15 protein-coding genes and 6 pseudogenes are annotated in these 23,672 nt (G+C 67.5%); 17 read left to right on the plus strand and 4 right to left on the minus strand.

Going from position 1 to position 23,672, the window contains the following annotated elements; all coding sequences use genetic code 11:
- The first annotated feature begins 796 nt into the window (after positions 1–796).
- The 4 genes and pseudogenes from IM25_RS27235 to IM25_RS27250 all read left to right on the plus strand — a co-directional run bounded on the left by IM25_RS27235 (position 797) and on the right by IM25_RS27250 (position 4,512).
- A complete protein-coding gene (locus IM25_RS27235; protein ID WP_232333528.1) occupies positions 797–1,453 on the plus strand; it encodes a hypothetical protein in 657 nt (218 codons plus the stop codon).
- A 910-nt stretch (positions 1,454–2,363) separates the two neighbouring features.
- The gene (locus IM25_RS27240; RefSeq protein WP_232333529.1) at positions 2,364–2,543 is read left to right on the plus strand and encodes a hypothetical protein; all 180 of its coding nucleotides are present in this window, start codon (positions 2,364–2,366) and stop codon (positions 2,541–2,543) included.
- 686 nt (positions 2,544–3,229) lie between these two features.
- A complete protein-coding gene (locus tag IM25_RS27245; RefSeq protein WP_232333530.1) occupies positions 3,230–3,601 on the plus strand; it encodes a hypothetical protein in 372 nt (123 codons plus the stop codon).
- 144 nt (positions 3,602–3,745) lie between these two features.
- Positions 3,746–4,512 (plus strand): annotated as a pseudogene (locus IM25_RS27250) (hypothetical protein).
- A gap of 148 nt (positions 4,513–4,660) precedes the next feature.
- Here IM25_RS27250 and IM25_RS27700 read toward each other — a convergent pair.
- Positions 4,661–5,035: a hypothetical protein gene (locus IM25_RS27700; protein WP_198162606.1), complete on the minus strand. Its 375-nt coding sequence runs from the start codon at positions 5,033–5,035 to the stop codon at positions 4,661–4,663.
- Positions 5,036–5,093: 58 nt separating this feature from the next.
- On the opposite strand from IM25_RS27700, the pseudogene IM25_RS24715 reads away from it, so the two are divergent.
- From IM25_RS24715 to IM25_RS27705, 3 genes and pseudogenes are all read left to right on the plus strand, one after another.
- Positions 5,094–5,384, plus strand: a pseudogene (locus tag IM25_RS24715) (hypothetical protein).
- Positions 5,385–5,400: 16 nt separating this feature from the next.
- Positions 5,401–5,772, plus strand: a complete 372-nt coding sequence (locus IM25_RS24720) for a hypothetical protein (protein ID WP_065996626.1) — start codon at positions 5,401–5,403, stop codon at positions 5,770–5,772.
- Positions 5,769–6,374 (plus strand): annotated as a pseudogene (locus IM25_RS27705) (hypothetical protein). The gene IM25_RS24720 and the pseudogene IM25_RS27705 overlap by 4 nt, the downstream one beginning before the upstream one ends.
- Before the next feature lie 135 nt (positions 6,375–6,509).
- Here the strand turns inward: IM25_RS27705 and IM25_RS26580 are convergent.
- Entirely contained in the window at positions 6,510–6,992 is a 483-nt protein-coding gene (locus IM25_RS26580) for a hypothetical protein (RefSeq protein ID WP_198162607.1), read from the minus strand.
- Between the two features lie 395 nt (positions 6,993–7,387).
- Between IM25_RS26580 and IM25_RS27260 the strand changes: the two genes are divergently transcribed.
- The 10 genes and pseudogenes from IM25_RS27260 to IM25_RS24775 all read left to right on the plus strand — a co-directional run bounded on the left by IM25_RS27260 (position 7,388) and on the right by IM25_RS24775 (position 18,114).
- The gene (locus IM25_RS27260) at positions 7,388–7,792 is read left to right on the plus strand and encodes a hypothetical protein (protein WP_232333531.1); all 405 of its coding nucleotides are present in this window, start codon (positions 7,388–7,390) and stop codon (positions 7,790–7,792) included.
- A 915-nt stretch (positions 7,793–8,707) separates the two neighbouring features.
- A pseudogene (locus IM25_RS24735) lies at positions 8,708–10,214 on the plus strand (SCO6880 family protein).
- A 15-nt stretch (positions 10,215–10,229) separates the two neighbouring features.
- Positions 10,230–11,981 (plus strand): ATP-binding protein, encoded by a 1,752-nt coding sequence (locus IM25_RS24740; RefSeq protein WP_065996605.1) that lies wholly within the window; start codon positions 10,230–10,232, stop codon positions 11,979–11,981.
- Positions 11,978–12,292 (plus strand): hypothetical protein, encoded by a 315-nt coding sequence (locus tag IM25_RS24745; RefSeq protein WP_065996606.1) that lies wholly within the window; start codon positions 11,978–11,980, stop codon positions 12,290–12,292. Before IM25_RS24740 ends, IM25_RS24745 begins: the two co-directional genes overlap by 4 nt.
- The gene (locus tag IM25_RS24750; protein WP_065996628.1) at positions 12,289–13,920 is read left to right on the plus strand and encodes a M23 family metallopeptidase; all 1,632 of its coding nucleotides are present in this window, start codon (positions 12,289–12,291) and stop codon (positions 13,918–13,920) included. The genes IM25_RS24745 and IM25_RS24750 overlap by 4 nt, the downstream gene beginning before the upstream one ends.
- Before the next feature lie 11 nt (positions 13,921–13,931).
- Positions 13,932–14,482: pseudogene (locus IM25_RS24755) on the plus strand (hypothetical protein).
- Positions 14,483–15,027: 545 nt separating this feature from the next.
- Positions 15,028–15,303 (plus strand): annotated as a pseudogene (locus tag IM25_RS27275) (conjugal transfer protein TraD); the annotation flags it as partial.
- A 95-nt stretch (positions 15,304–15,398) separates the two neighbouring features.
- On the plus strand, positions 15,399–16,463 hold the full coding sequence (locus tag IM25_RS27280; RefSeq protein ID WP_232333534.1) for a type IV secretory system conjugative DNA transfer family protein: 1,065 nt from the start codon (positions 15,399–15,401) through the stop codon (positions 16,461–16,463).
- Positions 16,464–16,465: 2 nt separating this feature from the next.
- Entirely contained in the window at positions 16,466–16,963 is a 498-nt protein-coding gene (locus IM25_RS24765) for a DUF4913 domain-containing protein (protein WP_033098639.1), read from the plus strand.
- Positions 16,964–17,520: 557 nt separating this feature from the next.
- Positions 17,521–18,114, plus strand: coding sequence for a hypothetical protein (locus IM25_RS24775; RefSeq protein ID WP_033098637.1), 594 nt, complete (start codon positions 17,521–17,523; stop codon positions 18,112–18,114).
- A gap of 55 nt (positions 18,115–18,169) precedes the next feature.
- Here the strand turns inward: IM25_RS24775 and IM25_RS24780 are convergent, their stop codons facing one another.
- Together IM25_RS24780 and mobF are read right to left on the minus strand one after the other, a co-directional pair.
- The gene (locus IM25_RS24780; RefSeq protein WP_033098636.1) at positions 18,170–19,312 is read right to left on the minus strand and encodes a hypothetical protein; all 1,143 of its coding nucleotides are present in this window, start codon (positions 19,310–19,312) and stop codon (positions 18,170–18,172) included.
- 47 nt (positions 19,313–19,359) lie between these two features.
- Complete coding sequence (gene mobF, locus IM25_RS24785) at positions 19,360–23,637, minus strand: MobF family relaxase (RefSeq protein WP_033098635.1); 4,278 nt, start codon at positions 23,635–23,637, stop codon at positions 19,360–19,362.
- Positions 23,638–23,672: the final 35 nt, after the last annotated feature.

Below are 23,672 nucleotides of genomic sequence, written 5' to 3' on the forward strand. Positions count from 1 at the left end.
GGCCTATGCCAGTCGAGCACGGGCGATGAACCCGGCTGGCTCGGTGAGCTGGTCTCGGACTGCCCGGATCTGTACGTGCTCGGATGCAGGGCACCACGAGACCTCGCCCGATGCGCCGGTGAAGGTCGATACCGGAATGCTCTCGAACATCATGGGTCTGCTCGATCAGGCCCGTGAGCTGGGCGCGAGCGTGGACCGGGCGTATGTGCCGTATCCCGGTTCGTTCGGTGGCCTAACGCCAGGGGCACGAGTCGTATGTCGAGTCGGTGACCGCGGGGGAGGAGAACCTGTCCCTGGCGGCACAGAAGGTGCTCTCGCAGTGCCCCTCGGCCAAACTCGCCGTGGTCGGCTTCTCCAGGGCGCCCATGCCGCGTCGAACTTCCTGCGGTCGGTCGGTAGGGCACCGGGGCCGTTCCGGCCGCTCGATCGCGCCGGCGCTTTCGGCGCGCCGACCCGCAGCCCCGGATCGGGATTGTTCCCCGGCACCTCGCAGACGCCCCGTCGGTTCCCGGTACCAGGGGAGAGGCGATCAAGGCGCTGTCATCGGTGTCGTTCACCGCCCCAAGGGGGGTATCGGGCCGGTGGCCGATCTGACCAGCAGCTACGGCAGCCTGTCGGGACGGGTGTCGTCCTGGTGCCAGGGCGGGGATCTGGCCTGTGATGCGCCGGCGAACGCCCCGGTCGTGCGGGCGGTGGTCAACGTCGCCGGTCAGGTCGAGGTCGGCGGGGATCCGTTCGTCGCGATCTCCACGGTCGGGCGGGCACTGGCATCGACGCGTTCAAGACCGCAGTCGATGTGGTCAACGAGGACATTCAGGCGCCGAAGAATGCGCTGTCGGCGATCTCGGTCCAGCCGAAGAAGACCATCTCGCAGCGTCTGGCCGAGGCGTCCGATCCTCGGGCGACGCCGCCGACGGGGCAGGAAGTCACGGCAGCGTTGATGAAGGTCGGGTTGATCGGCATCAATGCGGCGGTCACGGTCGTCAAGAAGGTGCTGACCCCGGAGACGATCGCGCGGTCGCGGCGGCCGGTTGGCCAATCCGGCCGCGGCCTTCGCTGTGCTCGCGGCCAAGACGGTCAGTGTGCTGCCCGAGCTGGTCCGCCGGCGACCTCGCAGCGGCTGGTGCGGCAGACCTTCCAGATCGTGCAGAACGAGGTCAAGGCCAACCGGGATGCGTTCGACCTGGTGGCGATGACGACGGTGCGCAATGTCGCCGCCGAACCCGGCTCCTACGGGTCGGTCCCGGCCACGGCCAGCGGGCAGGCTCCGACCCGGTTCGCTGCGTCCTGGCTCGCGGCCGCCGCAGCCGATATCCGGGCTGCGGCAGACCCCGCCGTCTCCACGTCCACCTCGGTGACCTCGACGTCCATCTCCACGCCACGTCGGTCACCCGTGACCTGCGACGTCACCATCGTCGTCGACGCGACGCCACCACCTCGGAACCGGCGGTGAGCACCACGACTGTGGTCGACGCGGGACCGACGGTGCTCGATCAGGGCGGCATCTCGGCCGCCGAACTCAATTGATTCACGCCTCGACACAGAAGAAAGAGAAGCGAGTATGAGCAAGCATCGCAGGGCATCGCGCATCGCCAAGGCGAGTGTCGTGCCCGCCACCGCCGCCGCGATCGTGGCAGCGGGCACCGGCCTGGCCGGCCGATCCGGTGGAACTTCCCTCGCAGGGTGGGGTCACCACCCCGGCACCGTCCACTCAGGGCGGTACTACCAGCGCCCGAGCCTCCGGCCAAGCAGATCTACTGGACCCGCCGCCGACGCAGCAACGCGAGTATGCGCCGCTGCCGGACTACAACTACGACACGAACCGCTACGAGCGGCAGTCCACTCCGCGCCGATCACCCGCTGGAGCTGCGTGCCCGCAGCGGTCGAGCCGGAACCGATCTACATCGCTCCGCCCGAGAAGATCATGGTCGGGGACATCCACTTCAACCAGCCGAACTGGGTCACCGACGATGACCGGGAGCGCACCAACAACACCGCCGGTCTGATCCGGTCGGATGTGGCGACGTTCTACAAGTCGGTCGGTATCGAAGCCAGCCGCGCCGATCGGGTAGCAACCGCTCAGATCACGGCAACCGCCGTCGGCGCGACTGCGGTCGGCACGGCGTGCGCGTCGGTGGTGGCGCACTCGGCGGAACGATTGGTGGCCTTGCCGGTGCCGGGATGGCCGGCATGGTTCCGTTGCCGCCTCCGCTGCCCAGATCACCACCGGTGTCGCCGGTACCGCCCTCGGTACCGCTGTCGGCGCGACGCTGGCCGGTGTGCCCTGCGCCGTCGGGTGGGCTGGTGGGTTTGGCTGCCGGGACCGCTTTCGGTGCCGGTGACGACGAAGGTCAGCCATCGAGGTGGAACTGCCGGACGTAGGGGAGGACGTGCTCACCGAGCAGGCCGACTCCACAGTCGAGCAGTGGCAGTCCTCCGGCCCGGTCGGACAGGCCGCCGCCGACGCCGTCCGCAATGTCGTGCAGACCGCCCCGCAGGTCGATTCCCAGGTCCGTGAGTGGTCAAGGTCCAGCCGGTGGTGAAGGCGTGATCGCCGGTGTGGACAACGCACTGGATACCTTCTTCGGCGGTTCGGCCGGCACTGCCGCCGAGATGATCTCCACCGCGATCGGCGACGGCATCGTGCCGGCCTGACCTGCTCGACCAGCTTTCGGTGGGGGCGGGCACGCCCCGCCCCACCACCCGACGACGGAGGACACTTTGTCGACCGACAATCGAGGAACACTCTTCCCGGATGTAACCGAGCACTACGGGCCGCAACCGACTCCCGAAGACACCGACACCGGATCAGTGCACTTCCCGATCCCGGACGAGACGATCGCCGACGCGGCGCTCGCCTCCTCGGACCTCGAACCGGTCGCTGCCGAGACCACCTGGGAATCCGACGACGATGCGGTCATCCAGACCGACTTGGAGCCGATCGGCACTGCTGAGACCCCCGTCGCCGACACTGCACCGGCCCCGCACCCTGACCACGACACCGGCGACGACCCGTATGCCACCGCCCCGGACTGGGTGCGCGCCCACATTCCGCGAGGACCGCTGGTGATCTCGCAGCGCAGCCGTGGGGGACTCAAGTCCGCGATCGGCCGAGCCCGTCCTCCCCGGCCGACTCCGGCCCCGAGTCGGCCGAGGCCCCCGCCGTGCCGGTCACCGACACCGCTGCCGCTGCTCCGCGAAGCGGGACGGCGATCGGTCCCGCACCTGGATGCTCGTCGGCGGCGGTGTCGCTGTGCTGGCAGTGGTCTCCGCTGCGGTGGTGACCACGATGACCGGCAGCACCGACGAACCACAGGCGCCGCCGCTGCCGTCCTCTTCGGTGGTGGCCTCGCCCTCGACCACCCCCACCACGACCGAGGCGGTGGCAGCCCCGGCGTGGTGCGCCCCGGTCACCGAGCCGGATCGGATCGTCGGCAACGGCCCCGGCGGACGCGAATCCGGTCCGGCGGTGATCCAGGCGTTCGAGCACGCCTACTACGTCCAGCGCGACGGCAAGGCAGTCGCAGAACTGATGGTCCTGCCGGCAACGATATTCAGAGCTTCATCGACGCTGTTCCGGCCGGGACTGAGCACTGCGTGACCGTGCTGCCGACCGAGGACCCCAACCGCTGGTCGGTCGATGTGCTGCTGAAGTTCCGCCCGTGGGAGACGAAGGCATCCACAAGCAGTGGATCACCACCATGCCCGCCGACGGCGGCGTGAAGATCGCGAACGTGGAGAACCGATGAACAACGTTGTTGCATTTCGTCGTAGCCGAAAATCGATCAGCCCGAACACCTCTCGGCCATCGTGGTGGCCGGATCCGGGGGAGCGGCCGCGACCACGACCTGCTTCGGCCTGGCCACTGCCCTGCGCGGTGCCGATGTGCAGGTCGCGGCGATCGACGGCACCACCGACGGCGGGAACCTGCTCGCCCGTGTCGGGGTCGAACCGATCGATTCTGCGCGGGCGGTCCGCCAGCTCGGCTCGCGGATGGCTGTCAGTAGTGCCGGGGCGGTGGTAGTCGGTCACGGCGAAGCCACCGACTCGGCCCTGGTGGACAGCCTGCTCGCCGACCAGCCTCGCCCGCATCCACGATGTCGGAACGGCGTTGCGCGCACGCCGTGTGGCTCCGTTGATCGAGGCCGGGGCTGCGATCGTCGTCGCGGTGCCGCCCCGTGCCGAACCGCTGGCCCGGATGCGCGGCGCCCTCGACTGGCTGGTGCGCACCTACGGACGCGACGTGCTCTCCCACACGGTGGTGGCGATCTCACACCAGCTCCCGCAGAGCGTGGTCGATCTGACCCCGATCCGCGATGCACTGTCCCCGCTGGTCGCCGGGTTCGTCGAAGTGCCCTTCGATGCGAGCCTGGCGCCCCGGCACCGTCGACCATCGCCGCCTGTCGGTCGAGTCGATGCTGGACCGATGTGCTCGACGCTTTCGGCCGCATCGAGGCCGGCCACCAGGACAACGACACCGCTGATCGGGTCGGGACGGGGGAGCTGGCATGACCGCCAGAGAACGCACCAGTGTCGACGCTCGTATCGAGCCGTACACGGTGCCGACTCCCGGACCGGCGCTCTGGCTGCTCGGCGCACACGGCGGATCCGGGGTCTCCACCCTGGCCCAGTACTGGGACTTCGCCGACGACGCGCAGCGTCAATGGCCGTGCGGAATGCCCGAGAGATCGAATCGCCCTATGCCGTGGTCGTCTGCCGCGAAACCATCCAGGGCCTGTCCAGCGCCCACGATCTGATCCTCGAACACCGCAACCGCGATCTGGCCTGCGAACTGCTCGGCCTGGTCACCGTGGCCAACGCGGCCGGTCCGCTGCCGAAGGACGTGCGCCAACTGCGTTCGATCGTCACCGGCGCGGTCCAGGCGCACTGGTCGATCGGCTGGCACCGCTTCCTGGCCTCGGCCGCCCGATCGAGCCTTCCCACCTGGCGCGCCCTCGACGGCGTGCCCATCCAGACCAAGGGAGCGGTCATCGACGTTCCCGAGGACGTGATCGCTGCCGGTCGGCATCGTCACAGCAATCCAATCGAGTCTCCCGACCTTGTGGTCGGGCCAGTAGCACGGAGGACAATTCATGATCCAGACGGTTGTAGATACCGCGTATCTCGCGCAGGGTGCCGTCAATTTCGACATCAACCCGGAAGTGCCTCCGGGCGCGAACGGCCTGCTCAAGCTGCTGAACTGGCTGCTGTGGGGCGTCACGCTCGCCTGCGTTGCGGCCCTGATCTTCTCGGGCGGCAAGTTCGCCTGGGAGAAGTGGCAGCACGGCTCGGGGACTCGCCGAAGATGCTCGTCGGCTCGCTCGTCGGCGCGATCGTGGCGATCTCGGCGAACCATCCTCGGCGCCGTCACTTCTGCGGCATAAGGGCGGGGGTCAAGCGATGCAGTATCCGCCCAAGGGGTCGTGCCTTCCCGGCGAGGTCGTCGATGGTTTCCAAACGCTGCTCGGTTACGCGGCCGGGATCGTCTTCATCCTGTGCGTGGCCAAAGTGATCTTCGTCGGCGGACGCCTGGCCTGGGACCACAAGCACGGTGCCGGCATCGAATCCCCCACCGCCGCAGAGTTCGTCGCAGCGAACATCGGGGCGATCCTCGCCGGGGGCGTGGCTGCGACCATCGCCACGATCCTGCTGGCCACGGCCCAGGGGCCCCAAGCCCCAGCAGATCGGAAGCGTCATTCCCCGACGGTCATCGACCAGCTCGAACAGAGACAACAGCAACAGCAATCCGGCAACGAGGAGAACGAACGATGATGCGTCGGTGGGCGCGAGCAACGGTGGTCGCGGTGGCGCTGGTTGCCACCAGCTGCGCAGGAACGCACACCCCCGGGTCCGAGCTGTCGATCACCGATCCGCCGCAGATCAGCCGGTGGATCACGCTCGGCGGGATCGAGGTGCCGATCGGCACCACCGACGGCCCCAGCAATGGTGAATGGGAACCCTTCGCCGGATTCAGCCACACCCCACAGGGAGCGGCGCTGGCGGCGATCACCCAGTCGGTGCAGCTGTCCACCGCCTCCGATCGCACCTGGCCTCAGGTCCTGGCCGGTGTCGCCGCACCCGGCGACGGCCGCGACCTGTACGCCGCCCACCGGGGCTGGTGGAGATTTCGGGAACCGACCCCGAGATGGTGCCGACCATCGTCGGCTACACCATCGACGTCTACAGCGACAAGCTGCCCACCGTCGGTGTCGTGCAGCGCTTCTCCGATGACTCGCTCGCATCCTCGATCACCCAGGTGGTGTGGATCGACGACGACTGGCGACTGAACCTGCCAGCGAGACCGCCGCTGCCCCATCACCGCTCTCGACGAAGTGCCGTCGGAGCTGGTCAACCTCGAGGAGACCCGCAAGTGACCGAACCCGACACAACCAGCCCTACGGAGAGACGACCACTTCCTCCCGCGCCGATACCGAGAACGCACGAGCATCCGGCCACGAAACTGACCATCGGCTGGCCGGTGGCCGTCATCATCGTCGTGGGTCTCGTGATCAGCATGTCATGGCCTTCCGAAGCGACGACGAACCGTTGGTCTCCCTCGATCCGAGCACTGATACCGGCGCCACCGCCAGCTCGACGACCTCAAGTTCATGCCGGAACCCGTCTTCGACGCATTCAACCGCGTCATCTATCTGCCGCTTGACCCCAGGGGTGATCCTGTCCGACACTGTCGCCAGCGGCAACCGTCCGGCAGAGCAGGCCCCGAGTGGGGTGATGCTCCAGCGCATCCACGGGAACATGGACCTGCCGTTCTCGACGTCCGACGGCCCACCGGATTCACCGACAACGGTGTGGCCCGGCTTCGCCCGCACCAGGGAGCAGCGCTGGCTGCCGCCCACTACATCGGATACGTCGCTGCCGGTGACAACCGGGTCGAGATGGTGACGCAGGCGGGACGCGTGTCGGACCCGACCGGACAGTTGTCGGGAGTCCGGCTTGCGACAACACACGACTGCGGCGATGTCGATGGTCAACGTCAACTTCCATCCCGATCTGACTCTGGTCAAGTTCGGTGCCACTGTCGAACGGCCGACGGGGCCACTGAGATCAGGGTCTCGAAGATCCCGGTGGTGTGGCGGAGGGCACCGGATGGGTGCTCCAGCTGGACTCGACCGCTTTTGGCACCGAGTTCGAGCCTGTCGTCCGAGGGGTGGCAGCAGTGGTGGTAACCCGCAGCGTGCGCTCAGGCGTTGCCTGCTCGCCGTGCTCTGCACCGTCGCGGTTGTCGGCATCGGCGCGGCAGGTGTGGCTCCAGGACACGACGGCAGCACCGAGGTCGAGGAACAGACCGAGGACGCGGGATTCGACTGGCTCGAAACCGGCGTTGGGGCTTGAGCTGCGCCAACACGCAGGGAACGTCGTCGGCGCTTTGGGCGAGATGATCCTCGACGTAGATATCCCCGACTGCCTGGGTGCAGCGGGCAACGTCGTCGACGCCGGCACAGGGGCGCTCACGGACAGCATCAATGATGCGGCGGCGGGTGCGGTCGAGAAGACGGCGCTGTGGATCGGCAACGCGGGTGTCGCGGTGCTGAAGTTCGCGCTCGGATGGTGGATCACCGGTACCGAGATGGACGGGGACACCTTCCAGGCCACGGTAGCGACGGTCAACGACTACACCTTCTACATCCAGGTCGCGGCCCTGTCGTTGTCGCTGATCCTGCTCGGGGCCGACTGGCACTGGCCCGATCCGGCGCGATCCGCGACACCTCGGAAGAGGGCCTCAAGCAGATGGCCCGTGCGGCGGTGCTCGCCGGGGGCGCCTCGACGCTGATCGTGCTCGGCACCGAACTGTCGGACCGGATTTCGGCCTGGTTCATGGACAGTGCGGTCGGCTCCGATCCGTCGCGCCTGGCCGAAGCGATGGTGACGATCCAGTTGTATGCGGGTCCGGCCGGTGTGGGCCTGCTGTTCCTGATCGGCATCATCGGCATGCTCGGCGGGTTGATGATGGCGTTCTTGATGCTGCTGCGCACCGGCATCCTCGTACTCATGGCAGCGGCGCTGCCGATCGCCGGCGCAGCCGGAGGCACCAAGGTCGGCAGCCAGGCATACGAGAAAATGCTGGCCTGGACGATCGCATTCCTGCTGGTCAAACCGGTCGGGGCGTTCGTGATCGGGGTCTCGGCGATCCTGTTCCTCGAAGCCACCCCGACCATTACCGACCCCGAGAACGGCGACGGGTTCATGGCCCTGTCCGGGGTCATCACCTTGTGTGCCGCGGCGCTGGTGCTGCCCGCCCTGATGCGCCTGATCGTCCCGAACATCGGCGCACTCGGAGGCGGCGGCAGCGGCCTCGCTGCTGCCGCAGGTTTGGTCGGTCTGCTCGGTGGGGCGCGAAAGCCGCCGGGATGGTCGCCACCGGAGGTGCCAGCGGCGCGGCATCCGGAGCGGGATTCGCTGCGTCGAAGACGAAGGGTGACGACGAGCCACCCGGCGGCGGTGCGGGCGCACAGCCCACCGGCGCACCCGCTGGGTGGGGTACGGCAGGTGGCAACCCCGAAGGCAATCAGCAAGGAACTCCGCAGGGCAGCGGCATGGCTCCCCAAGGCAACGGCGCGGGCACTCCCGGCAGCACTGCTTCGAGTGGTTCCGGCGGTTCCGGCGCGGGCGGGTCCGCTAACACCGGCTCCGATGCGCCTGTGGCGACGGGGGCCGGCCACCAGTTCAACCGAGGGGGCTTCGAACAGTGAGCAACGAGCCGACATTCAACACCTACGGCAACTGGCGCCGACCCCGCAGCACCGGCCTGCTCGGAGCCACCTTCGGCACCTCGATCGCAGGGATCGCCGCCGCCGCCGTCGTCATCATCGCGGGCCTGTTCCTCGGCATGACGGTCGCATTGCTGCTGGCCATCCCGGTGATCGTCTGCTTCATTCCCCTTGGTCATCTCCCGTGACGGCCGCTCCGGCTACGAAAGGGCACTGATGCGATTCCAGTTCTGGCGCGGCCGCCGCCGCGGTGAGCACGCCTACGCCTCGGGCACGTTCTCCCGCGTTCCCGGGCGGGCCTACCGGCTACCCGGCGTGCTCGGCGAGACCGAGCTCTACGAAGGCATCGACTCCGACGGGCGCACCTTCGGTATGATCCACATGCCCAGCAAGAGCGCCTACACCGTCGTTTTCGACGCCTATCCCCAAGGCGCCGAGGCCGTCGACCAGGACGTGATCGACCACTATGTCGGCAACTGGGCACAGTTCCTGTCCGGGGCGGGGGAGACCTCGGACATCCTCGCGGTGGTCACCACCGTCGAGACGCTGCCCGAGACCGGCATCGAGCTGTACGAGACGGTGCACCAGAACACCCGCGCCGACGCCCCGCAGCTGGCCCGCGATGCGGCCTACCAGCTCGCCACCGGCTTGACCTCCGGCGGTATCCGCCTCGCAGCAAGGATCGCGATCACCTTCGAAGCCAAGACCACCGAACGCAAACAGGATCCCTCCGAGCAGGCTGTCGAACTCGGCCGGCGTCTGCCCGCCCTCACGGCGGCCGCGGCCCGCTCCGGTGTGCCCTGCTCACCGATGGATGCCGACGACATCATGGCGTTCGTGCGCCGCTCCTACGACCCGGCCTCGCTCGTCGATGTCGAAGCCGGCGTGTACTCCGGCGAGGGCACCGGGTTGACCTGGGAGGACTGCGGTCCCCGCAGCGCCCTGGAAAGCGCCGATGGCGGCAAATACGTCCACGACGGTGCGGTGTCGGTGACCTGGGAGATGCGTGAAGCCCCCAAAGGCGCGGTGACCGAACGGGTGCTGCAGCGCCTGTTGGCCCCGAACGAGGCGGTGCCGCTCAAGCGGGTCTCGGTGATCTACCGCCCGCATTCGGCCGGGGAAGCCACCGACATCGCTGATAGCGACTACCGCAACGCGATGGCCGAAGCGCACGGTGGGTCGCTCAAGAACGGATCGATCGGTTCGGCGAAGTCGCAGATCGAGCTGGCGGCCACGGCCCAGGCCCGCATGGAACAGGCCCGTGGCGCCGGGATGGTGCGCTTCGGCGTGCTGGTGACCGTGACCGAACCGGCCGGCAGCTCCGATGTGCCGAAGATCGACGCCCTGGTCGAGGACCTCTCGCGCCAGAGCCGGCTGACGATCCGCCGCTCGTGGTGCTGGCAGGCCGCAGCGTTCGCGGCCTCCCTCGGCGTGGGAGTCATCGCGCCCGACCACACCACTATCCCGTCGTTCCTGAGCAACTAGGAGGAGGACGCTGTCATGGGTAAAGCCACGACCTCGACCCGGATCGCGCAAGCCGAGAAGATCGCCAAGACCCTGCTGTCGGACGACGAGTTGTCCGCTCTCGAGGAGCAAGCGGCCTCGGCGACCGGCATCACGAAGGCATGGAAGAAAAGCCTGGTCACCCGCCAGTACAGCCGCCGGGCGACGGTCGAGCGGTTGACCCGGATCAATTCCGACGGCTTCGACCGCCCGCTCGCCGATCTCGACGATCGCGGATTCGACGGGGTCGGTGGGGGCCGGATGTCCACGGTGATGCCGCCGGTCGAATACCGGGGCACCTCGGTCCAGGTCGCCGGGATCTACCCGTGGATCGTCGGCGCGAAGGCCCCGCTGCTGGGCACCCCGCTGGGGCGGCATCTGACCACCGGCGCGGCCGTCGGCTTCGATCCGCTCTACGCCTGGAAGATGAAGGCGATCACCGCCCCGTCCTGCTTCATCTGCGCCCTCAACGGATTCGGCAAGTCGACGCTGCTGCGCCGGATCGCCCTCGGCGACATCGCCCGCGGCACATTGGTGCTCGTGCCCGGTGACGTCAAGCCGGACCTGCGGGTGCTCACCGAGCAGGTCGGCGGGCAGGTCAGCGAGGTCGGCTACGGCACCGGCGCGATCAACCCCCTCGATCGCGGCCCGATCGGCGATGCGATCGAGCAGTTGCCCGCAGGTTCGCTCGAACGGGAAAAGGCCGAGTTCGCGCTGCACGCTCGCCAGCTCAACATGATCTGTGCCCTGCTCGAGATCGTCCGCCGTGGCCCGCTGAAGGACTTCGAGGAAACCCTGCTCGCCTCGGCGATCCGGTTGCTCTACGCCCCGGGCTCACGGTTCGACAACGACCATGCAGCCCGCCTCGAGGACCTGCTGACGCTGATCTCGACCGGTCCCGAGGAACTGATGGACGACGCGGTGGCCGACACCGACGACGAATACCGCGGTCAGATCAAGCCGCTGCTGCGCTCGCTGCGCGCGCTGGTCAAAGGCCGGTTCGGGGAGACCTTCAACCGGCACAGCACCGTTCGGATCGACATCACCAAACCGATGGTGGACCTGGACATGTCCTCGGTGCCGCCCGGCGATGAGTTGATGCGCGCTGCGGTGCTGCTGGCCGGGTGGAACGAAGCGTTCGCGGCGGTGGAGGCGGCGCACATCCTGGCCGACAACAAGGTGCCCGGTGCCAAGGCTCTGGCGGCGCACATCATCTTGGACGAGGTCTGGCAGGTGATCCAGACCGGCAGCTCGGCGGTGGCCCGGTTGGATGCGGTGCAGCGGTTGCAGCGGTCGATGGGCGTGGCGATGACGATGGTCACGCACTCGCTCGCCGACTTCGAGAAGGTCGGGGCGCTGGGCATGATCGAACGCTCCCGCGCCCGGATCGTCGGCCCGGTCCCCGAGGCCGAACTCGACCGGCTCGGCCGGTTCATGAAGTTCTCCCGCGCTGAGCGGGCGATGGTGACCGGCTGGGCCAACGACAGCACCTCCTCGGTGGAGGAGAAGAAGGCACTGCGCCAAGCACGCCGCAAGGTCACCGGAGACGGCGATGGCACCGTCTCGGCGGGCAGTAAGCGCACCGCCGCCGGTGTCGGACATTTCCTGCTCAAGCTCGGTGAAGGCGCAACACCGGGCACCCCGTTCAAGGTGTGGGTGCCCCAGGCAGAAAAGGATTCCGGGATTCACGACACCGATGCCCGTCTGCGGGCCGCCGACGAGGACCGAGCCACGGGGCGTGCAGCGTGAGCCGGCGGGAGCGTCGCGGCCGCCGCCGGTACACCCTGGTCGATGACCTCACTCGTGAGGCCGCGATCGAGACGGTCCTGGGGCGCATGAAGGCCGGGGTCAGCTTCACCGCCGCTACGCGAGCCGCCGCTACGCAGCTGGATGTGGCCGAGACGACGGTGCGGGGCTGGGTCAACCGCTCCGGCCGGCGCCCTCGCCGCACCCCGCAGGAAGTCGCCGCGTTGGAAGCGGAACTGGCACTGGCACAGGAGCTGAACCGGGCGCTGGCACGCAAGCACGGCATCGCAGCCGAGGATCTGAGCCTGCGGTGAACGGCAAGGGGGGTACCGGCCTGATCGCGCTGATCCTGGCGCTCACACTGATTCCGTTCTTCCTGCTCCTCGTCCTGGTGATGGGAATTGCGGACGAGGAAGATCGCGAGAACGGCACGAGCTGCCTCGGACCCGGCACCGGTCTCGGATCGGGGGATCGGCTCGCACCGACGGGTTCGTTCATCAAGCCGGTCGATCCCTCCACCGTCACCTTCACCTCCGGATTCGGCCCGCGTTGGGGCACCGAGCATCAGGGCATCGACCTGGCCGGGGCCATCGGCACCCCGATCTACGCCTCGGCCGACGGGGTGGTGCGGGGTGCCGGCCCCGCCAGCGGGTTCGGGCAGTGGGTGGTGCTCGACCATGTGATCGACGGTCAGCTCGTGTCCACCGTGTACGGGCACATCGACACCTACACCGTCGCCGTCGGCGAGCAGGTCCGCGCCGGTCAGCAGATCGCCACCGTGGGCAATCGCGGGGAATCGACAGGCCCGCATCTGCACTGGGAAGTCTGGCCCGGCGGCTGGGGCACCGCAGCGGTGGACCCGTTGCCCTACTACGACTCCGCTCCCGCACCGGGACAGACCCCGGCCGGGCCACCCACCGCGGTGCCGTCCGCCCCGCCGGAGGGGAACTTGGCGCAACCGTTGCCGCCGTCGGCCGGTTCCGAGCAGGGCCTGCAGGTCGATGCGAAGAAACTCGCTCGCGCTGCCCACCTGAAGTTCGGGGACCGGATCGCGAGCATCGGGGGGTGGCGCGCCGACGGCGGCTACGCCAGCGATCACACCGAAGGTCGGGCTGTGGATCTGATGATCGCGAACTATCGCTCCGGTGACGGGGTGGCTCTCGGGGACGAGATCACCGATTACGTGCTGGCCAATGCGGAGTTCTTCAATGTCGAGTACGTGATCTGGCGGCAGACCTACTACCCCGTCGGCGGTGCCCCGAGTCTGATGGAAGACCGCGGCAGCGAGACCGAGAACCACTACGACCACGTGCACGTGTCCGTCCGGGGACAGGGCACCGACGAGACGTTGGTGTCGTGGGGAACGCTGCCCGGTGGCAGCGGCAACGCCACCGCCGCGGCCGCCGACTGCCTCATCTCCGGTGAGGGTATCGGCGACCGGCTCGCCGACGGCACCGTGCCACCGGAGTTCGTTCCGTGGATCGAGCGGGCCGGGTCGATCTGCCCGCAGATCACACCCTCGCTGCTCGCCGCTCAGCTCGCCGCCGAGAACGGCTTCCGCCACGGGGACACCGCTCCGGTGTCGGTGACCGGGGCGATGGGACCGGCCCAGTTCATGCCCGGCACCTGGGCCAGCTACGGCCGCGACTATGACGGGGACGGGCGGGTCGATGTGAACAGCATCGGCGATGCCGTCATGGCCCAAGGTCACTACATGTGCACTATCGCCGACACCATCGACGGCTGGATCGACGATGGCACGGTCTCCGCACCGAATGGGCGTACCGAGCTGTATCTGGCCGGCTACAACGCCGGCGAAGGCGCCGTCCTGAACTCCGGCGGGTTCCCCACCGGGCACACCGACTACGTGGTCCAGACCCGCCCCTATGCCGACAAGATCATCGCCGCCGAACCGCAGTACCGGGCGATGAGCAACTCATGAAAGGACCTGCGGTGAGGATTGCGCGAGGAACTATTGCGGCGGTGTGCACCGCGGCCGCCGTCGCCGTGGCGGGCTGCGGCAGCAGCGACCCCGCAGGTGAGCAGCACGTCCATGAGGGCAGCGACGACCATCAGGTGATCGAGCCGCTCTCCCCCAGCAGATCGACGCCGACGACACTGCGATCACCGCGATGCAGATGATCCTGTCCTGGCAGCCCGCGATCGACGAGAGCAAGACCGACGCCCTGATCCGGGCCACGCCGTATCTCGGCGGGGACCTGCTCGCCGTCGCCGAATCCGGCAGCCGTGCCGACGTCCGTCCGGATGCCGATTGGCAGCAGTGGGCGGCGGCGAAAGACGCCGTGACGGCGGTCTGCGCCCATTCGGATACCACCCCGGAGGCCCCGGCCGGGATGCGCACCGTGGTCATCGACGTGATCTGCACCCAGTCGGTGCTGCACGCCAGCGGGCGCAGCACCCGCCTGACCCCGCAGCTGTGGCGCACCACCATCGTCCGCACCGACGGCGGCTGGCGACTGACCGACTACCGATTCCAGCAGTAGAAGGGGACACACAAACGATGGCACAAACGAGACGCGAGCGACCGCGCAGCTCCTCGGCCGCCGACGAAGTGTTCCTCAAGGCGTTCCCGGCCCTGCTGGTGGCGGCGTATCTGCCGACGATCGCCTACAACACCGGTGGGGGAGCAGACCCCACCTGGAATCCGATCGGCTTGTTCTTCGCTCTGGGGTTCGGCTCGACGAGCTGGCCGGCGGGCGCGACGCTCGTCCTCGGCGTCGAGCTGGTCCTGCTCGCTGCTCTCGCCGGGGCCGGGTGGTGGGCGCTGCGCCGGTTCGGGGTGCTCGAGACCGTCAAGGGCAAGCAGTTCGAACAGCGCATCGACCGCCTCGCCCGCACGATGGTCGATCCGCGAGAAGTCGACGAGGCCGACCCGAAGTACCTCGCCGCCTCCACCGACCGGCTCGCCCCCGCCATCTCGCAGACTCATCCCGGCTACCTCGGCATCCCCCTCGGACACACCGTGGTCGGGGATCGTACCCTGCGCATGACCTGGGAATTCGTGGCGATCGCCTTCGCCGGCGCCCGCATGGGTAAATCCGCCTCGTTCGCTATCCCGGCGATCTGTCACGCTCCCGGGGCGGCGCTGGTGGCCTCGAACCGCGGCGATGTGTACTCGCACACCGTCGGCATCCGCCGCGAAACAGGACGGGTATGGGTATTCGACCTGCAAGGCGTGTCTACCGGCAACCGACAAGAACGTGCGAGCTTCTGGTTCAACCCGCTGCGCACCGTCACCGACCTGCCTTCTGCTGCGGCGGTATGCGGCTACTTCATCTCCGCTGCTACCGATGCCGGTGCCCGGGTCGATGCCTACTTCGACGGCAACGCCCGCGATCTGTTCGCCTCCTACCTGCTCGCCGCTGCCCTGGCCGGCGGGGACATCCGGCATGTGGTCGAGTGGCTGACCAACACCCAGTCACAGATCCCCCGGCCGTGCTCGAGCAGTACGGCTACCCGGAGCTGGCCCGCACGATGCGCGGTAAGCAGTCTGTCAACGCCAAGCAGCGTGACGGCTTCTACGACATGGCCCGGCGCTTCTTGTCCCCGTTGGACGAGCCTCGCTACGCCGAAGCAGTCCTGCCGAACCGCCGGGTCGTCATCGGCACCGACCAGTCCGGCCGGGTCACCATCACAGACGGAGAGCACGTCCACGACCTACCGGAGTTCATCTCCGCCGAGTTCGCCCGCCGCACCGACACGATGTATGCGCTGTCCAAGGACGGCCCCGGCTCGTCCTCGGCGATCTCGAGTGCCCTGGTCGGGCAAATCCTCACCTGCGCCGAGGAATACTCCGAGCAGCAGGAATCGGAACGGATGCCGATCCCGCTCACTGCGGTGCTCGACGAAGTTGCCAATATCTGCAAGATCGAGGACCTGCCGCGCTGGTACTCGCACTTCGGTGGCCGCGGCATCATCCTCATCACCTTCTTCCAGTCCCCCTCTCAGGGTGAGAAGGTCTGGGGCCGCGAAGCCTTCAAGTCCATGGTCGATGCGTGCAGTGTCGTCTGGTACGGCGGCAACGTCGAAGACGACGCCTTCCTGTCCGGTCTGGTCGATGCCGTGGGCACCCACTACGTCGACACCGAATCTCGCAGCCGCCCCACCGGCTTCTTCTCCAGCGGTCAGGCGAGTGTGTCGAACAACTGGCAGAAGGAAACCATCTTTGAAAAGCGGGACTTGCGGGCGCTGCCGAAAACCCGGGCGCTGGTGACGATCGGTGGCTCCACCCCGATCCTGGTCCGCAAGGCGTTCTGGGGGAACTCGCTGTTCGCCGAGGCGATCCGTCAGTCGACGAAGGACAGCAAGCAGCTCGGCCCTGCCCAACAGAAAGCGCTGCCGGTGGGGGAGTCCGATCGCCTAGGCAGTGAGGGTCCGCAGCAACCACGCGTCGTGGACGCGCCTGTCGTGGAGTCCTCCCGCACCACTGCCCTGTTTACGTCCGAGTTCATGTCGAAGGAATGAGCATGGTGAATCTGCCCCGCACGACCGACGATCGCTGGGACACCGGCAACGAGTCCGGAGACGGCACCGCCGACGAGTGGACCCCGGAACAGGCCGCAGCAGTCGGCTCCACTCCGGAACCGCAGGAGAAGAAAGAGCCGAAGTACGCGAATGTCATCGCCTGGGTGAACGGTTTCTTCCTGCCGGTGATCCGCCGGCGGATCAGCGACAACGACGGCGGCCTGTCCTGGGATGCGAGGTGGTGGGCGTACCCGGAGGTCGTGGCCCGACTGACCGCGCTACACCAGGCATGGGAGGAAGCCCGCGCCTCGGATTCGATGTCCGCGATGTCCGCCTGGTGGATTCAGCACCTCGAACCGCATCTGAAGGTCATCCTCGACGGCGACACCGGACCGATGGCCAACGCCAAAGCCGACCGCAGCTTCATGGGCTGGCCTGCCCTGCCTGCCGACCTGGTTCCGTCCAACGTTCTTGACAAAATCCTCGACCAATACAACTAGGAGACAGCGATTGATCCTCCAAAGCGTCGCGCCCGCCCTCGTGTCCATCGACCCTGTCCTCCCGCCGCCCGGACCATCGGCGCACCCCGTCATCGGTTTCATGCTCGGGGCAGTCCTGCTGCTCGCACCGACCGTCCTGCTGGTGAAGCTCGGGGTCGTCGCCCTGCACGTAGTCCGGTGTCAGGAAACCGTCGGCGAACACTACATACGTGATCGACACCTCGCCCCGACGACTCTTTCGATCGTGTGCGGGCTGATCGGACTGGGAGGCGTGTCCATGATTCCGGACCTAAGTCAGACCCTGATATTCCGCACCGTCCCCCGACGGTGTTCGTCAGCGTAATCGTTGCTCCGCTGGTGGCGACCCTGGTGCTCGACGCGATCGCGTCGATGGTTCGTAGACGAACAGGCCGGTTCGTGGATGGTTCGAGCTCCCGAGCCGAACAACGGGAGACGCAGATCGTCAGCGAGCACAGCTAAGAGACAGCAGTGATCCGAGCGACGACACGACGACCCTGGGCCGGGACGGTCCGGGACGAGACATGGGAAGAAATGGCATGAAACTGACTTTGCCCAAGCCGGATCTGACACCGGCCGGTGACCAGTGGCGTCAGATGATCCGTGACGAACAGCAGCGATGGCTCGACGAGTGGGAAGTGTCGTTGAGCGACGATCAACGGGAGCTGGCGTTCTATCAGGCTGCGGCCGCGGTCGAGGAACTACGCGAGCGTGATCCTCGAGTGTCCGCCCTTCACGTGCAGGGCAGAGCATTCGATGCACTGTCCCGCTACGCACCTCGCAGCCGGTGGTGGTGGGTCCGGTACGCGGCCCCGACCCTGGTGTTCATCGTGGTGGCCGGCTGGTTCTATCTCGACCGGGACCTGGTGGTCCTGTGGGATTACGTCCCGGCCGGCGACACCACCGACCTGGTGGCGCAAGCCGTGGGATACGGGCGGTGGGCCACCGTGGTAGCGGTGGGCGCGGTACTGGTGTCCGTCTTCGGCCTTGCTGGGGTGATGTGGTTCAGCGGCTTCAAGGAAAAAGCCGCCCAATACTGGCTGACGGCCCTCGCAATGGCGCTGTGTGCTCTGGGCACCGGCGTGTTCGTCCTCGCTGCCACGATCTGCGTGCTGTACACCTACTCCAGCTGATCGAAAGACACCTGTGGGGGCCACCGTCCGGTGGTCCCCACAGTGCTGTCTTCGGTCAGTACCCGAGCGTTGCTTCGTGACTGTGTTCGACGCCGGTATCAGGGACGAACGCGGCCTCGTTGGTGTGGTCGGGCGTGCGTTCGATGTTGAGCATCTCGGTCACCGACCGGGGATGACTGCTCATCGCAGCACCGACCGCATCGAGTAGTTCCTGACTGAGCTGGTTCAGGTTGACGGGTGACAGGGGAGGAGCGACCTCGTCGTCACCGTTGACCGGGCCGACTGCGGCGGCCAGACCCCGGCCGGCGGACTCGAGGGCAGCTCCGATCTTGCCCAGGTCACCACTGCTCGTCGGTGCCGTCTCTGCGATCCGTTCGAGCTGGTCGGACACATCCGCTTCGTTATCTTCTTCGACTGCGTCGGCCGGGTCGGGCTGCGGGGCACGGTCGCTGGACGCGTCCGGGTTGGTCTCGGACTTGTCGACGTTCATCTCTACGGTGTCGGAGTCGGCGGTGTGTTCGTCGGTGGTGGGGGCGAGGGGTTCGGTCACCGCTGCCGGGACTTTCTCGGTGGGTTCGGCCACTGCAAGGTGCTGTTCGGACAGTTCGGCGAGCTTGTCGAACGACGGCACACTTCGGGCGGCGACGTAGGTCAATGCGACGGCGGCGGCGGCGTCGAAGACGCGGTTGTCGGCGTCCCGGTCGGTGGCCTGCCGCTCGGCGAGGCGGCGGGCGATCTCGTCCGGGGGCATCTGCACCTGCACATATCGCTGCTGCTCTTGCCGGTACTGCTGTGCTCGCAGTGCGTTCAGTCGTGCCGCATTCTCCTGCGCGAGCTGCTCCCATTTGCGGGTGATCTGCGCCTGCGCGCCCACATGCCGGGCTGTTGCTGCTGCTGCCAGAATCTGGACCGTGGTCTGCTCGGCGGGCTGTCCCCGGAATGCGCCGAGAACCTCGGTTCGGTTCTTCGGTGCCGGGGCCGGATGCCCCTGAGCGCGGCGGCCGTCGACTTGGCGAAGAAAGCCGACGAGGTCGGTCACGTCCTGGCTGGCTTGCGCCCTGGCCGGTCGGGGTTGCGGTCTCGCCTGGGCACCGGCCGAGGGCCCGTCGGGCGAGTTCGGTGCACTCGCCGCCTCGGTGGGGTGAGCTGCTCGTCCCCGATTGCGCAGGAACCGCCGCTTCTGGTCGTTGTCCGCCATAGTCCTTCTCCTTGTGCCATCGGGGGCGGGGGTCGCCGCGTCCGGGCCTACAGGTCCCGTTCCGGTCCGGTGTCGTGGTCGAGGGGGTCGAGACCGAACTGGACGTTCGCCCCCGAATCGGTGCGTGTCCGTCGCGTCGACATGCCGGTGGTGAAGTCGGGTCCGCCGGCCTTGCGTCGGGCGAGTTCGGCGTCGATCTGGCCGAGGATGGTGCGTTCGGCGGTGATCGATTCTTCGAGTCGGGTGATGCGGTCGGTGATCCGCCCGATGGTCTGATCGTCGGTGGCGCGGGCGCGGGCCTTGGCGGCTTCGGCGGCGCGGTAGTGCTGTGCACCGCGTTCGATCACCGCCCAGCGTCGCTCGGGCGGCGCTGCCTGTTCGGCGGCGGTCACAGCGGCGCGGGCAGCGGCGATCTGGTGTTCGGTCACGTGCGGGGACCGGGTCAGGGCATCGAGTCGGGTGCGGGCAGCACGCACCACCGCGATGTTGCGTTCGTCGATTTCGACCTGTGCGAGGGACCGCTCCACGCCCGAGAGGGCGGACATCTCCCCTCGTGCCCGCTCGAGTTCGTCGCGGGCCAGCGACAGCAGCATCGCATCTTCGGTGAGCCGTCCCCGGCTGACACCTTGCGCGGACGCCAGCTCGGCGTCGCTGTAGCGGGCGTAGGGTCCGGCCACCTCGCCGCGGGTGTTCTCGGGTCGGCGCAACCGCTCGATGTTCGTCTCGACCGCACCCTGGCGTGCCTGCCGGATGTGCGCCATCGGATCGGTCTCGTCGGCGGGGGCGTCGGCGAGCACCCGCGAGACCGCGATTTCCCGCACCGTGGCCTCCCACAGCCGCACTCGCCGGGGGTCGGTTCCCCGCTGGCCGATGGTGGTGATCCACGGCGCGTTCTGTTCGAGGGCGGTGGTGGTGTAGGAGTCGATGAACGCGTGCATCTGCTGCTCGCACGAGCGGGCGTAGGCGGCGAGGATGGGATCGGTTGCGGCCGCGGCGTCGGTCAGTGCTGGCACGCGGTAGGCGGCTACCGCGTCGGTGCGGCGGCGTGGCAGTTGCGCTCCGTCGGAGTTGTCGATGCGGTTCTTCAGGGCGCGGGCGATGACCTGGCCGGGGGAGTTGGTCTCGGTGTCGATCCGGCCGGCTCTGCCTTCGGAGCTCATCACGGCGGCGGCCTCGCGCAGCAGAGTCTCGGTGTCCCAGCCGAAGGTTTCCGATTGGGCGACGTAGGTGACGATCTGATCCCACCCGCCGAGGCTGTGCACCCAGCCGAACTGCTCGTCGGTGAGAATCCGGCCCAGGAGCTGTTCGGTGTAGTCCTCGTACAGCTCCCCGACGGCCAGCATGTAGATATCGACGATCGTCGACCAGGATGCGGCCTTGCGTTGTTCGTCCTCGATCATCTGGTGCACGGTGCGCTGGGAACCGTCGCGGGCGATGATCTTCGCGAGCAGACCGATCGCGCCGGGATGCTCGTCGGGGCGATGTTCGAAGTCCCAGTCGGGCAGCTCGTCGTTGGCAGCGTAGACGATATTGTCGTGCTTGCCGCGGGTGAGCGCGACGTACAGCGACTGGCGATCCATGTTTGCCCCGGCGAGCACATGGCAGCTTCCCACCGTCATGCCCTGCGAGCGGTGCACGGTGGTCGCATATCCGAGTTGCACGTTGTCGGTGATGTAGTCGGCGGCGACGGTGACCTGGCCGCCGCTGATGTTGTTGCGCAGCCGCAGCGATCCGTCGTCGCCGATGGCAGCCACGGTCCACAGATCGCCGTTCTTCACCCGGCCCGAGGTGTTGCCGTCGGAGTCCTCGACGACGTACTTCGAATTGTTCTTCCGGGTGACCACCACGTCCCCCACGGCTGCTTCGAGACCGTCGGCCAGGACGATGCCGGGTCCGGTGACGGTGCCGCCTGTGCGGTAGTAGGCGGCGGCCTTCTCGTTGAGCTCGCGCACCAGATCGTTGGTCGGAGCGACCATCAACGCGACCTGACCGGCCTCGACGTCGGCGACATAGGCGTCGAACACTGCATCGGCCAGCTCGTGCGCCATGCCCTGCCGGATGCGATCGTTCTGCTCGTACCACTCGAGCACCGTCACATCGCCCGTGCGCAAGCGCAGGCTCGCCTCGGCCTCACCGACGGTGGCGAAACGGTGGACCTTGCGCAGGAACGGGGCGTTGGTGCGATCGGCCAGATCACGCAAAACGCCACCGGCTTCGACGGAAGCGAGCTGCTGCGGATCACCCAACAACCGCACCACCGCACCGGACTCGGTGGCGATGCGGGTCAGGTCGGCCAGATCGCGGGCCGATGCCATGCCCGCCTCGTCCACCAGCAACAGATCACCCTTGCCGATGCCGGTTGCGATGCCGACGCGGTGGCGGGTGAGCACGTCGGCAATGGTGCGTCCCTGCACCGAAATTTCCTCACCGAGCACTTCGGCGGCACGGGCCGACGGCCCCAGAGCGATGACGTTTCCGTTGACCGCTTCCCAGGCGCGGGCGATCACCGTCGCGGCGGTGGTCTTGCCGGCACCGGCCGCACCTACCGCCACCGCGACCCGTTTTCCGACGGTGAGGAAGTGGGTGATCATCGCGAGCTGATCGGCACCGAGCTCGTGGCCGTTCGCCTCCTCGACGGCGCGGATCTTGCGGCGAATGATCCGGTCGTCCACGATGTGCTCGTCGTCCATCTCGGCCTGTTGACGCATGAAGTCCTCGGCGTCGAGAACCGCTTGCGCGGTGTAGCGCATCTGCGCGCGATCGACCAGCAGACTACGTCGACGTCCCCGTTCGACGCGGTCGCTGATCCGCTCGGGCAGGTGGTATTCCTCGATGTCGATGGGCAGGCAGTAGTCGCGCAGTGCGAGTTCGAGTGCATCATCGTGGAGCGCGCGTAGCTGCTCGTCGTCGGCGAAACTGAACTCTCGCAGGCGCCTTTCGATCTCGGCGGTCACCGAGAACACCGTCCACGAACCGACCTTGTGCGAGAGCGTGTCGACGACCTCGTCGACGAGCGCCGGCACCTGCCCGGGAGTCAACTCCGGTCGGCGGTCCCGTTCCCCGCGGACGGATTCGACCAGCTCGGCGGGATTGTTCCCGGCGAGAATCGCCTCGGCGCGCTCGCGCCATTCGGCCCGCAATTCGGCCAGGGAGCGTGGGGGATTCTTCGCGTTGCGGGTGTCCAAGGTGGCCTGTTGCGCCTGGGCGTACTGCACCTTCTTCGGCGGGTTCTTGCCGTAGCGGGTCTTGTAGTCGCGGGCCAGCTCTTCCTGGCGTGCCTCGATCGCGGCGCGGCGGGAGAACTCCTCGATGAGCGACAACGGGATGCCTTCGACCTCGTAGACCGGTTGCTTGCCGACCGGCGTATCCGGCCTCGGAGCGAAGGTGACACCGAGCTTGCGGGCCACGAGATCGGCCACCCGAGTGTTGTACTTCTCCGACGCCGACACGTTCGCCTTGTAGAGAATGGACCCGTCGATGGTGGTCCATCGGCCTTCGGCATAGACACGATTGAGCACGGCGCTGTGGGTGTGCAGGTTCGGGTCCGCAGCGCGATTGTCGAAGTGATCGAACCGGGCGATCAACAGCCCTTCGGCCTTGACCTTGCGCTCCCCGCCTTTGCCGCGGCGGGTGTAGATCACGTGATCTTCGATCCACTCCAATGCTTCGTCCACGGCCTGCTTGTGTGCTTCTTCGACCGCGGTCTTGACCTGATCGTCGCCCAGGCCCCACAGCAACGAGATGGACTTCATCGGGGTGAACACCAGGTCATAGCCGGCCACCGGCTGACGTGCCTTGTTGTACTGCTCGGTGATGAACTTCCACACACTCTCGTCGCTGAGCAGCCCGGCCTGCTCACCGCTTTCGCGGCTCAGGTGCTTGCGGGCGGTGGCGAACTGAATTTCCTTCTTCGCCTCGGTGGTCGGGTAATCGCCGTGCTTGGCCTTGTAGGCAGTGCACAGTTCCTCGACGTCGTGGACGTATTCCTGACTGTTCTGAAACCACGAAAACGCCCGTCCGAGGGCGGTGCTCTGTGACCAGTTCAGATGGTCCTTGGCTGAGGCTCCGGGTCCGGGCTTGGTATCCAAAGCAGTCGGAGTACGAGCCGCACCGAACACCGACCGCATCGCCGATTCGGTGACTTCGGTGCCGACCTCGACACCGACCTTCTCCACCAGTTTCCCGCACCACACCCCCGGCGGGGTTCCCTTGGCGACGTAGTAGTCGACCGCACCGGACTTGCGGGACTCGGTGGCGTCGCCCTTGGCAACATGCTTGGTGAGATAGACATAGCCGTCCCCAGCATTGAGCTTATGGACGGTCATCACGGCGCCGATTATGCCACGTCGCACCTTTAGTG

It is taken from the genome of Rhodococcus sp. p52, from assembly GCF_000763325.2.
In the GTDB taxonomy this organism is placed as follows: Bacteria; Actinomycetota; Actinomycetes; order Mycobacteriales; family Mycobacteriaceae; genus Rhodococcus; species Rhodococcus pyridinivorans.